The sequence below is a fragment of the Spirosoma panaciterrae DSM 21099 genome (assembly GCF_000374025.1).
Lineage (GTDB): Bacteria > Bacteroidota > Bacteroidia > Cytophagales > Spirosomataceae > Spirosoma > Spirosoma panaciterrae.
Window position 1 is genome coordinate 91349 of the sequence record NZ_KB893182.1, and the last position, 11508, is coordinate 102856.

The following is an 11508-nucleotide window of genomic DNA, read 5'->3' on the forward strand; positions in this document are numbered from 1 at the left end:
CCAAGAATAATTCTATCTACCATGGGATGATTGATTCGGTTGTTGTATTGGGGCCGTATTTCCCGGTTTTATGCAAATTTTGGCAGAAAGCATGGTACCAGGGAAGTAATCGGGTACAAATTTAACTAATTTTTTGTCAGGTTGTTCTTCAATATCGCCTGTCTGATTAAAAGGCATTACCTTAAACCGATGGGTTTTACCGTCTCGTATAATCTCCTTTGTCTCAATTTGATAGCTTCCATCAAAAATGATACGAGTATTGCCTGATATAATTGTCATACTCGACAAATTATCGTATTCCGTATCACCTTTTAAGCTGAAAAAGCTGTCTATAAAACGGATTGAGCCATTGCCTCGTTTCCAGTCTTTATGACTGGTTACGCCTTCCTGAAGAGCATATAACGTCCACAGGGTTTCTTCTTCAAACTCGGCTTTGGAGAACCATCTTTTTCGGGTGTAAGTTTCCGAAAGGCGTTGCATTTGCTTGACAACCGTTTGGTTAGGGCATTTGGGATCTTTGAATTTTTCATAAATCGTATCCCCGAAATTCATAATTACCAGTTGTAAAATGCCGAGTATACCTTCTTCCTGGGGTTGTTCATGAAAGTACCCTATTGAGTAGAGGTAATCAGTGGTTGCGTGTTCACTGGCTGTATGTCGTCAAATGGAAGTGGACATAACTAAGGTGGCTTGGGTGAGACAACCGGGGTGCCGATGCGATTACTGAATTGTATCTTTCACCGCTTATTTATCCACTCTCATTTGACGACATACAGTGCATTTGACGACATACAGTGCATTGGCAGTACAGAGTAGACCTATTTGTTCAGCCTGTACGATTGGTGACGATTAGCTTTTCTGACCAGCCTGTTCGATCTGTTCCGTTTGTGCATGGCCCTCCGGAATGGGTGGGGCTAGCATGGGCTCGTCGCCCACGGGCTGCGCTTTGATTTCCCGAAACTCGCTCTTGCCATCTATCGACGGGCCTTGGGTCCACCTCCGATTCTGTCCGGCCGATCGGGAGTCGGGGTCAATGTTAGTATCCACAAAGGCGTAGCTGAACTCCTGATGTTCCTGGCTTTGTGGGAAACTGTTCGGAATAGGCAATACACCCCGAATATCGCCATGCCCCAACTCTTCCAGTACAGCCAGCCATTGCTGCTGGTGCATGGTATCGCGAGCGATCAGAAAAGCCAGCATGTCTTTCATGCCTGCATCGTCCGTCATTTCGTAAAGCCGCGTGGCCAGCGTACGTCCGGTAGATTCGGCCATTACATTGGCAAACATATCGGACGCTATGTTGCCGGAGCTTACTACCCAGGAGCCATTGAAGGGAACCCCATTGGCATCGGCCGCCAGTGCGCCCATACCACCCGACAGAAAGTGTCGGGGATCTCCACCACCAATAATTTTTTCCATCAGTGGATCGTCACCAACAATTGATTCGATGACACTGCTATGAGCGCCCTGAAGGTTCAGGCAAACGGCTGTAGCCAGCATTTCGATATGGGCCATTTCTTCGGTGCCAGTATTGAGTAGCATATCCCGATAACGGACGGGACCTCGTGCATTCCAGGCCTGGAACAGGTATTGCAGGCAGACTCTAATCTCTCCTTCAATGCCTCCTATGGCTTGCTGAAGGGCGCGGGCGAACTGAGGATTAGGTTTGTCGACCTTAACGGTGTACTGGAGTTTTTTGTCGTGATAAAACATAAAAAATAGAGGGTTTATTAGCTCGTCTCTGGCCCATATCATGAGCAAAAGGAGCGTCTGAACCAGCCTTTTTATCAATCGATAAACGGCATTGGTATTGCCTTACCAACGCCCTTTGAACAGCCAGTGGCTTTAAAATAAAAGGCAGAGTGAGCGAACGGCCGGTGAGCTTTTAAGTGTCCGTTTCCGAAATAGACACGCCCCGTTTCCTTACTCGTTTGGCCGAGTCTGGCTACTCCCACCGACAAACGAGTTGGTATAAACAGTCCCAATCAATTAATCGTAGCAAAACATCCGTATGCTAGCCATGAATTATCGGGGCCCTCGACGGGTCCGTATTGACTCAAAACCGTATCCCGAAATCAAACACCCGGAAGATGCCATCGTGCGGGTGACCCGCTCCTGCATTTGTGGGTCTGATTTGCATTTGTACAACGGCAATGTGCCGGATACACGCGTTGGTTCCACATTCGGACATGAATTTATTGGTATTGTCGAGGAAATCGGCTCCGACGTACATAAGCTCAAAGTTGGCGATCAGGTACTGGTTCCCTTCAATATTGCCTGTGGCAAGTGCTCTTTCTGTCAGCAGGGGTTGTACGGCAACTGCCATGAATCGAATACCGAGGCCACGGCCGTAGGCGGCATCTTTGGATATTCGCATACGGCGGGGGGATTCGATGGTGGCCAGGCCGAATTTGTGCGGGTTCCTTATGCCAATTTCGGCCCTACGGTTATCCCACCAGGTATGGACCCCGACGATGCCGTTCTGCTGACGGATGTAGTCCCAACAGGTTACCAGGCTGCTGAAATGGGAGGGATTCAACCCGGCGATACTGTTGTGGTATTTGGTGCCGGACCAGTAGGCATTATGGCCGCTCGCTGTTCGTGGTTATTTGGTGCCGGGCGCGTCATTGTCATTGACCAGGTTGATTATCGTCTGGAGTTTGTCCGAAATTATGCGCCCTGCGAAGCCTACAATTTCAAAGAAATGGATGACCCGGTGGTGTTTATCAAAAAAATGACGGACTGGCTGGGGGTTGATGTTTGTATCGATGCGGTTGGGGCCGAAGCTGCGGGAAGCGCCCTACAGACCATTACCGGGCGAAAATTGTTGATTCAGGCCGGTTCGGCAACGGCGCTTCACTGGGCTATCAATTCCGATAAAAAAGGATGAATTGTGTCGGTAGTGGGGGTATATGGCCCAACGGATAATCTGGTTCCGATTGGTAATGTAGTGAATAAAGGACTTACCATCCGGGCGAACCAGGCTTCAGTAAAACGGCTTCTGCCTCGGCTCATCGACCATGTCCAAAATGGCATTTTGAACCCTAAAGCCCTGATTACTCACCGGGTGCCTCTGGAAGACATTGCCGATGCGTATAACATCTTTGCCAATAAACTCGACAACTGCATTAAACCCGTTCTGATGCCGCCTTCGGCTCGAAGCTAACGTACAACTCCTATGGAAACTATCGAAACATTAGCCGGTAAGTATACACATATCCGGGGCTGGGGCATCGATGCCGACCCCAAAAATGACCCAACCTACCCCATTAAGAATCGGACCGATGCCGAACAACGAGGGTACTCATGGGAGCGCCCCTCACAACAACCCATTGACACGGAGGTACTTCGCTCGATTGAACGCCCAAACGTGAGCGCGGTTTTCGGAACGTCTGTTCCTCCGACAGGACTTAGCGGACAGATTCGTCGATTTGCCTTTCGATTCAGTGAGTCGGAATATGGGCATTGGTTACCCTTGCTGCTGGCCGATCGGGTCAACGTGGTAGAGGGCTTTATCGATGATGTCAGACAAGGGCGCGTGCCTAACATTTTTGCTGAAAAGGGGATGCTGGCCGATTGGAAATACAATCGAAAAGGTCTGCTTCAGCAAGTGTTGATCGGTGCTGTGGTAACCACTACTGTACTGACGATCCTGTCCAGAAACAGGAGTCCCCGACGAGCGTAAAATAAACTTTATAGCCAGCACAAACGATCGCATGAAACAGGTACAACCAATGCCCTTCGGTCATTTCTATAAAAACGATCTCTAAGTCAGGTTAACAGTAAGGTATTTTGCTGAACGTGAGGATAGAGTCGATAAAAAGCGAAGGCATCGATAACGGGCGAATTAGGGATTTCTCTGATCATGAGGAGGCCAAAAAACGCGGCAAGCACCGATCATACGGATGCTTGCCGCGTGTCTAAACTGGGCGTCAGGCCAGGTTAGATTCGCTTCTCCAGATCGGGTTTAAACGGTTGATTATAGTGTCGTTTGCCTGTCGTTTTATATAACGCATTGGCCACGGCACCAAATACAGGAGGGAATGGTGGCTCCCCTAAACCCGTGGGGTCAATATCATTCTCGACAAAGTGAACTTCGATCTGTTTGGGGGCTTCGTTATGACGAATGATACGGTAATTATGGAAATTGCTTTGTTCGGCAGCACCGGCCTTATGGGTCAGGGCTCCGTAAAATGCATTCCCGATTCCGTCAACCACCGCTCCCTGGACCATATTTTTGGCTGATTCCGGGTTGATGACAATGCCGCAATCCATGGCGCTGAATACCCGTTCCACATACGGTACACCATTGCGGGTGATCATATCGACTACATGGGCGGCATAGGAGTTATGGCAGAAGTAAGCGGCCACTCCCCGGTTGTATGTCTCGTTGCCCGGTTTGTTCCATCCCGATTTGTCGCGTACCAGGTTAAGTACACCCGCATATCGATCGGGGTCATACTCATTGTTTTTGCCGACCGGGGCCTCCTTGGCCCGTTTTAAAAGTTCGAGCCGGAATTCAATGGGGTCTTTGCCCATGGCTTCGGCCAGTTCGTCCAGAAAAGACTGTTCGGCAGCTGCGTTGAAGTTGGAACGGGGTGCCCGGAAAGCACCAATGGTGATATTGGATGGAATCTGCCAGCCTTCGGCCAGGTAATTATCCACCGCTCCGGCCGGAAATCGATTGGCATGAATGGGGTGCTCGGGTATGCCGCCCCCTTTTACATGGAAGGCAATCAGGTTTTTATTCGCGTCTAAAGCGGCCCGATACGTAGCGGTATACATCGGCCGATAGATGCCGTAGGTCATGTCGTCTTCCCGAGTGTACATTAGCTTGATGGGGGCTTTGGCTTTTCTGGAGATCAGGGCTGCTTCTACCAGATAATGCGAATAAGCCCGTCGGCCAAATCCGCCCCCCATCCGGGTCATCTGAATCTCGATTTTGTCGGCTGGTAGCCCCAATCGTTTGACGAGAGTTTGCTCGGCTACGCCCGGCGCCTGTAGTGGACCTGCCAAAAGGGCTTTTTCGTCGGTCACATGGGCAAAGAAGTTCATCGGCTCCATCGTGTTGTGCGCCAGAAAAGGAGCCGTGTAAGTCCGCTCTATAATTTGCGCTGCATTTTTGAAGGCCGTGTCCGGGTCACCGTCTTTTCGGAGCTGCGTGGCTGGTTTTTGCGCCCATTCCTTCATTTTTTGTAGGTGTGAGGTCGAGCTTTCCAGACCGGCCGGTGTTATTTCCTCTACCTTACGCCCGAATGCGTTCATGGTTTCTCGAAGTTCAGGGGCTGGCTCCCATTGGACCTTCAGCTTTTTGCGGGCATTCATAACCTCCCAGGTGGTTTTGCCTACTACGACAAGAGCCTCATTGAATGACCGGGTTTCGAAAGCGCCCCGTTCAGAGCCTTCTTCAAAAAGCGTAATCGTGAAAACGTCTTTAATACCCGGCATTTTCAGCGTTTGGGAGGCATCAAACGATTTTAATTTCATACCGAAAGCGGGTGGATGCTGAATCATGGCGATCAGCATACCCTCCTGTCGGTAGTCCAGCCCGAACAACGGTTTGCCTGTTACGACTTTGAGTCCTTCAACATTTTTCTTCGAGTTTCTGACAATACTAAACGCTTTGGGGGATTTGAACGTAACGGCTTTGGGTATAGGGAGGTCGGCAGCTTTGGAGGCCAGTTCACCGTAGGTGGCCGATTTCCCGGATTTCTCGTGGTAGAGCTTCCCGGCTTTGGTCGTTATCTCTTCAACGGGCACCTGCCAGCTTTGGGCAGCGGCTTCCCGCAGCATTTGCCGGGCCGAAGCCCCTGCGGTTCGTAACGGCTTCCAGTACGATCTGACGGACTGGCTTCCACCCGTAAATTGAGAGCCAAATTTGACGTTATCGTGCGGGGCTATCTCGACCACCACCTGCTGCCAGTCGGCATCCAGCTCTTCGGCAATGATCATCGGAAGGGATGTCATCACGTTCTGGCCAAACTCAGGATTGGGACACATGAGCTTCACGACATTGTCGGGGGTAATTTTGATGTAGCCCGTAAGCAGGACGCCCTGATCGGGCAGGTTCAGAGCCTGTACTTTGTCGGCAGGTTTAAAACTGGATAGCCAGCTAATACTGAGCATCATGCCACCGCCCGAAAGCAGTGAAGCCTTCAGAAAAGAACGTCGGTTATAAGTCGTTTTTGTGTTTTCCATGGTAAGGTTCTGTTTGCGCGTTGAGGCACCTGATTACTTCCGGGCGGCTGATTTAATGGCTTCTTTGATGCGGAGGTAAGTACCACATCGGCAGATATTACCACTCATGGCCGCATCGATGTCGGCATCGCTTGGGTTCGGATTGGTTTTGAGCAGAGAGGCTGCGCTCATGATTTGTCCTGCCTGGCAGTAGCCACACTGGGCTACATCCTGTTCGAGCCAGGCTTTTTGTACGGGATGGTCGCCATTGGCCGAAAGCCCTTCGATGGTGGTAACGGCCTGATTGCCTACTACAGAAATGGGTAGCTGACAGGAGCGAACGGCGGTCCCATCCAGGTGAACCGTACAGGCGCCACACTGAGCCATGCCGCAACCGTATTTGGTGCCTGTCAGGTCGAGGTGGTCGCGCAGGACCCAAAGCATGGGCGTCGATGGATCTACATCGACCTGCCTGCTTTTTCCGTTGATTTTTAAACTGAATTTTGCCAATGTGTGTACGAGTTTAAGGGGTATCGATTACTTGTTTTTGAACTTCATTGGACTGACCTGCATATGCTTTTTGAAGAAGTTGTTGAAGTGGGTTACTTCTGCAAAGCCTAGCGCATAGGCGATGTCTGACACGGTCCAGCTGCTATGTTTCAGCAGCATTTTAGACTCCTGTAGAATCCGCTCGCCAATGAGCTGCGAGGTCGTTTTCTGCGTGGTGAGCCGCACGGCCCGGTTTAAGTGATTTACATGCACATTCAACTGAGACGCAAAAGCAGAAGGCGATCGAAAAGCTACCTGCTGGTGGGTGTCGTCGAGCTGAAATTGCCGCTCCAGCAATTCCAGAAATAGCGTTGCAATTCGCTCAGAGGCATGGGTTGTCTGTTTCGTAAAGGTCGATGTTGGCTGCATCTTCATCGCAAAATGGAGCAGCTCGAACACCAGGTTGCGCAGCACATCGTATTTATGAATGTAATCGGAACGAATTTCGGTAAACATACGCTCGAAAATCGGGCGAAGCTGCTCCACCTGTTCATCCATTAGCTCAAAGACGTGCGTGCCATTGGGCTGAAACACGTCGTACTGACTCAGATTGCCAAACTGGCTGAAAAAATGGCGATTGAAGATGCAGTAATACCCTTCCCGAACGGTATCCAGATGTTCCCATTTGTACGGAATATGCGGATTGGAGAAAGTAAGAGCCTGTTTTTTTACGGTTACTACTTTATCCGCATAATGGACCTGACTATTGCCGATCACGAGCATGACCTTGTAATACTCGCGTCGTTTGTAAGGTACTGGCTTCGCTTTCCCATCCACCAGTGGTTCCAGACGGAATACGTTGAAATGCCCAATCTCATGCCGAATGGGATCAGGTATCCATTGGAAAGTGGCCTCATCAAACTTTCGTTTGTATAATTCGTCTATCGTTTCGATGTCATTCATCCGTATCGCCTGCCGTTAAGATGGCTACTATGCGCATTTGGCTTTTCGGCCTGGAACAGTTGTTAAGTAGCTTACGAATTTACTTAAGGTGCTTGTTAGCAGTACGTTACTTATAAAGTGGGTTCCCTCTAGGGCCTACTAGTTTTTCGGCCAGGTCCAGCCTGATTTTGACGGCTAAGTTACCCATATACAGCCTGCTGATCTTACTACATTCAAATAAGAAATTACAAAATTCAAACAATCTGATCGCCCGTTATCTGTACATGCGTAGGTTGGTTTACCTAATGTAAACCAATGGACGAACTGATTCGCTATACTGAAAATTAGACGAATAACCGATAACGGCTCTTACAAAACATGCTGCTTAGAAGTAATGCAGTTTGTCGAAAAGAAAGTATGGCTTACCGGGATATTCTGTACAGCGTAATTCGGTAAAACCGTGTCTGGCGGTTGTTGATATTATGCTAATTTTTCTGAAACGATTGATGAAATTAACGGCGGTTCTTCCTTTTAGAAGGCAGAGGCTGGTCGACAGCCCGACATTTCATACCTACTGATTTTATGATGCGCCTGAGTCAAAAAGGAGTCATTTCTGGACTGGTTATAAGTAGTACCCTTGTCGTCGGTATGGTGATGAGTGATGGCCCGATCACAACAGGGAAGGACTGGCCCAACTATGGAGGCAATAAAGCCGGGAATCGCTATTCGCCACTGACTCAGATCAATACTCAAAACGTAGCAAGCTTAGCGGTAGCCTGGATGTACGATGCTTCTGAAAAGCCGGACGCTAACGGCCGTCGGCCTGAGCGGGCTATTCAATGTCAGCCTATTGTGGTAGATGGGATTCTATACGGGACTACGCCCGATCTGAATCTGTTTGCCCTGAAGGCTGGGACTGGTGAGCCACTCTGGCGGTTCGAACCATCGCCTAATGACCGACGTAATTCCAATCGGGGGGTGGTGTACTGGCAGAGCGGGTCCGACAAACGGATACTATACACGGTTGGATCAAGTCTGTATGCGGTCAATGCTGAAACGGGTAAATCCATAGCCAGTTTTGGTAGGGAAGGGAAAGCTGATTTACACGAAGGGCTGCAAACGAATCTGGACCATGATGTGAGCAAACTATCGGTCAATGCTACTTCGCCGGGAATCGTATATCGTAATACGTTTATTATTGGGTCGAGTGTATCCGAATCGGGTGACGCGGCTCCCGGCCATATCCGGGCTTTCGATGTGGTTACGGGCAAACTCAAGTGGGTGTTTCACACGATTCCGCAACCAGGCGAGTTCGGGTATGATACCTGGCCCAAAGAGGCTTACCAGAAAATCGGGGCTGTCAATAACTGGAGTGGAATGGTTCTCGACGAAAAAAGAGGGGTCGTGTATTTCGGAACGGGCTCACCTGCATCCGATTTTTACGGGGGCGATCGCAAAGGCCAGAACCTGTTTGCCAATTGCATTATGGCGCTGGATGCCGAAACGGGCAAGATGAAATGGTATTACCAGACCATCCACCACGACCTCTGGGATCGGGACCATCCTTGCCCACCCAACCTGATCACACTCACCCGCCCTGGCCCCGATGGCCGACCCCGGCGGGTGGATGCCGTGGTGCAGACCACCAAAGATGGGCTGGTATATGTCCTGAACCGGGATACAGGAACGTCCCTGTTTCCGGTAGATGAGCGGAAAGTTCCGATCGACGGCTTACCTGGCGAACATCCCTGGCCGACGCAGAAATTTCCCCGTAAGCCACTGCCGCTAACCCGGCAGGTGTATACCGAGGCCGATATTACCGACCTATCGCCAGAAGCGCATGCGTATGTAAAAGAGCGGTATCTTCAGCTAAAAACGGACAATAAATTTGCGCTACCCTCAGAAAAAGGTACGCTGCTGTTTGGGTACAGTGGTGGGGCCGAATGGGGCGGTAATGCCATCGACCCGTCGGGGGTTCTTTACCAGAACGTAAACGAAGATCCCTGGGAATTGATTATGACCAAACGGGCCGATCTGACGCAACGCAATACCCCCGTTACGGCTGGTAATGCCCTATACGTCGCGAATTGTGCCACCTGTCATGGGCAGGATCGACGTGGGAGTGGGCCTGAACTACCGTCGCTCATCGACATTGGGAAAAAGCGGTCGGCAGATGATATTAAAACCTTGCTAAAAACCGGCAGTGGTCGGATGCCTTCTTTCGGTCATTTGTCGGAGAAAGACCGGGATGCACTCGTCCGTTTCCTGCTGAATACCGAAAGCGGGGCGGCTAAAGTAGCGCAGGCTTCGGCTACTCCTGCCGCTGCTGGAAGCAAAAATGGGTTTCCGTATGTACCCACCTATGTTAGCAAGGTGTGGCAACGCTTTACTGACAAAGAAGGGTATCCGGGCATCAAACCACCCTGGGGCACGTTGAACGCCATTGACCTGAACACGGGCGATTATCTCTGGCGAGTTCCATTGGGCGAATATCCCGAACTGGCAAAGAAAGGCATTCCTACCACCGGAACCGATAGCTATGGCGGGCCATTGGTCACGGCAGGGGGATTGGTATTTATTGCCGGAACGAAGGACGAGAAGATTCGGGCTTTCGACAAGAAAACGGGCAAGGTTGTTTGGGAATACCAGCTTCCAGCGGGTGGCTTTGCCACACCCATCAGTTACGAGGTGAACGGCAAACAGTTCGTCGTCATTGCCGCCGGGGGAGGCAGAGGCCAGAAAATCGGAGGAAACTACATTGCCTTTGCTCTGAAGTAGTCTTCGTATTTCTTAAGAAGTTGTTGGAGTGTATAGAACGCTAAGCTGAACGGTATGTTTTTATCCTGCTTATATGGTTAAGGGCTGAAAAACAACTCGTTTAGCGTATTTCAACCGGGCGTTTTGTTCTGCTGACTCAGGAAACCTACGCTCCGGCGGCTTCCTGAGTCAGCAGAACAAAATTCTAATGAACTCAAGTAGTTCATTGGGCTACTAGCGGGCATATTTTGCCTGCATCGACCGGATAAACGTCAGTCCCTTTTCGGCAATGTCCCAGGGACTGCTGAACTCCCGCCAGACGTTGATTGAATTGGCAAAATCAATATCGTTGCGGGTAAAGGCTTCGATGGTCATCCAGCCCTGATAGTCGATTTCGGCCAGGGTTCGGAAGGTATCGTCCCAGGGAATATGTCCATCGCCGGGTGTACCCCGGTCGTTTTCGCTGATGTGCACATGCGCCAGATACGGAGCGATCGTCCGAATCGCATCCGGGAAGCGTTTTTCTTCCATGTTGGCGTGGTGCGTATCGAACATGGCCCGTACATTCGGATGATCGGCCCGACGGACCAGCTCGGCTAGTTGATCCATCGTATTGCACAGGTAGCATTCAAAGCGATTCAGGGCTTCGGGGGCCAGAATAATGCCTGCCTGCCGGGCATACTCGCCTACCGTGTGCAGCACTTCGGCGCTACGGTCATACTCCTCCGACTGGGGCTCGCGACGGGTAAAGGTCGCGAAAGCCGAATGGAATGGCCCACAAATGACCGAGGCTCCCATGGCATGTGCCCGATCGACTACGCCTTTTAAGTGTTCGATAGCTTGTTGGCGGATAATGGCCGAGTCGCTGGCGGGATTGGTATCGGGGCCAACCACTGTTACGCAGGTACTTTGCAGACCCGTTTGCTTTAAATGATCGCCAAACTTCTGGTAGACCGCTACATCCTGCGTATCCACAAAACATTCAACCCCATCGTAACCAATCGTTTTCAGCCGGTCGGCAATAGGATTCATTTGTTCGGAAATGGCAGCCGTCCAGACGAGTAGGTTAAAGCCGACGGGCGATAGCGATCGGGTCGTAGAAGCGGGTGATTGATCGGATAATGACATAGGATAAAGGGGGAT

Annotated in this window: 8 protein-coding genes and 1 pseudogene; 3 read left to right on the forward strand and 6 right to left on the reverse strand. The window is 50.5% G+C overall.

Annotation, left to right across the window (positions count from 1 at the left end; genetic code table 11):
* Positions 1 to 12 precede the first annotated feature (12 nt).
* Together B153_RS0113165 and B153_RS0113170 are read right to left on the reverse strand one after the other, a co-directional pair.
* Positions 13 to 552, reverse strand: coding sequence for a hypothetical protein (locus tag B153_RS0113165; protein ID WP_020597188.1), 540 nt, complete (start codon positions 550 to 552; stop codon positions 13 to 15).
* A 297-nt stretch (positions 553 to 849) separates the two neighbouring features.
* Positions 850 to 1713, reverse strand: a complete 864-nt coding sequence (locus B153_RS0113170; RefSeq protein WP_020597189.1) for a manganese catalase family protein — start codon at positions 1711 to 1713, stop codon at positions 850 to 852.
* A gap of 298 nt (positions 1714 to 2011) precedes the next feature.
* Here B153_RS0113170 and B153_RS0113175 point away from each other — a divergent pair.
* Both B153_RS0113175 and B153_RS0113185 read left to right on the forward strand, forming a co-directional pair.
* Positions 2012 to 3166 (forward strand): annotated as a pseudogene (locus tag B153_RS0113175) (zinc-dependent alcohol dehydrogenase).
* Positions 3167 to 3178: 12 nt separating this feature from the next.
* Positions 3179 to 3685 carry a hypothetical protein gene (locus B153_RS0113185; protein ID WP_020597192.1) on the forward strand — a complete coding sequence of 169 codons (507 nt, stop codon included), beginning with the start codon at positions 3179 to 3181 and terminating at the stop codon, positions 3683 to 3685.
* Positions 3686 to 3942: 257 nt separating this feature from the next.
* On the opposite strand, the gene B153_RS0113190 is transcribed toward B153_RS0113185, so the two are convergent.
* From B153_RS0113190 to B153_RS0113200, 3 genes are read right to left on the reverse strand one after another with little or no spacing between them, the layout of a single operon-like run.
* The gene (locus B153_RS0113190; RefSeq protein WP_020597193.1) at positions 3943 to 6198 is read right to left on the reverse strand and encodes a xanthine dehydrogenase family protein molybdopterin-binding subunit; all 2256 of its coding nucleotides are present in this window, start codon (positions 6196 to 6198) and stop codon (positions 3943 to 3945) included.
* A 33-nt stretch (positions 6199 to 6231) separates the two neighbouring features.
* The gene (locus tag B153_RS0113195) at positions 6232 to 6687 is read right to left on the reverse strand and encodes a (2Fe-2S)-binding protein (protein ID WP_020597194.1); all 456 of its coding nucleotides are present in this window, start codon (positions 6685 to 6687) and stop codon (positions 6232 to 6234) included.
* A gap of 27 nt (positions 6688 to 6714) precedes the next feature.
* On the reverse strand, positions 6715 to 7629 hold the full coding sequence (locus tag B153_RS0113200) for a helix-turn-helix domain-containing protein (RefSeq protein WP_020597195.1): 915 nt from the start codon (positions 7627 to 7629) through the stop codon (positions 6715 to 6717).
* Between the two features lie 561 nt (positions 7630 to 8190).
* Here B153_RS0113200 and B153_RS0113205 point away from each other — a divergent pair.
* Positions 8191 to 10386 carry an outer membrane protein assembly factor BamB family protein gene (locus B153_RS0113205; RefSeq protein ID WP_020597196.1) on the forward strand — a complete coding sequence of 732 codons (2196 nt, stop codon included), beginning with the start codon at positions 8191 to 8193 and terminating at the stop codon, positions 10384 to 10386.
* A 213-nt stretch (positions 10387 to 10599) separates the two neighbouring features.
* On the opposite strand, the gene B153_RS0113210 is transcribed toward B153_RS0113205, so the two are convergent.
* Positions 10600 to 11493: a sugar phosphate isomerase/epimerase family protein gene (locus tag B153_RS0113210; protein ID WP_020597197.1), complete on the reverse strand. Its 894-nt coding sequence runs from the start codon at positions 11491 to 11493 to the stop codon at positions 10600 to 10602.
* Positions 11494 to 11508 lie beyond the last annotated feature (15 nt).